This is a genomic window from Aeromonas popoffii (assembly GCF_000820025.1).
Classification (GTDB): Bacteria; Pseudomonadota; Gammaproteobacteria; order Enterobacterales; family Aeromonadaceae; genus Aeromonas; species Aeromonas popoffii.
Genome location: NZ_CDBI01000090.1, coordinates 1 through 454 on the forward strand (window position 1 = coordinate 1; position 454 = coordinate 454).

1 protein-coding gene is annotated in these 454 nt (G+C 40.3%); it reads left to right on the forward strand.

What is annotated here, in order from left to right:
* The first annotated feature begins 76 nt into the window (after positions 1-76).
* Positions 77-379, forward strand: a complete 303-nt coding sequence (locus BN1129_RS18860) for a zinc ribbon domain-containing protein (RefSeq protein WP_042038629.1) — start codon at positions 77-79, stop codon at positions 377-379.
* The last annotated feature ends 75 nt before the right edge of the window (positions 380-454 follow it).

Below are 454 nucleotides of genomic sequence, written 5' to 3' on the forward strand. Positions count from 1 at the left end.
GAAGCCCAACATACGAGATAGTTAACAAATACATCATGATATAAACTACCCCCTTTCTTGAAGGAGGAGTAAAGAGATGGAAACCTTTATTTTTGTGTTTGCGGTAAATGCTCTTTTTGGTCTGGTGATCGGTTATATAGCCAAGCGTTTAGGTCTTTCTTTTAAGATCTTTTTTTGTATATCGCTGTTTTCTTCGTTCTTTGCTCTAGTAGGATTGCTGTTTTATTACTTGTTCGACAAATACAGGACGAACAGAGTTAAGGTAGAAGATAAGATGGCATCTTTTTTTAAGGATTTTGCTAAAAAATGTCCGTATTGTGCCGAGTATGTAAGAGCTGAAGCGATAAAATGTCAGCATTGCGGTAGCGACCTAAAATGATGAGCTGGGTCGTTCAATCACGCCCTCAACCTCTCTGCCATCCTGACCACCAGGGCCGTAGGTTCGATTAGCGCA

What these genes read in the sequence shown, in the direction of transcription:
- BN1129_RS18860 (WP_042038629.1), top strand. Translation starts at nt 77, where the DNA reads ATGGAAACCTTTATTTTTGTGTTTGCGGTAAATGCTCTTTTTGGTCTG.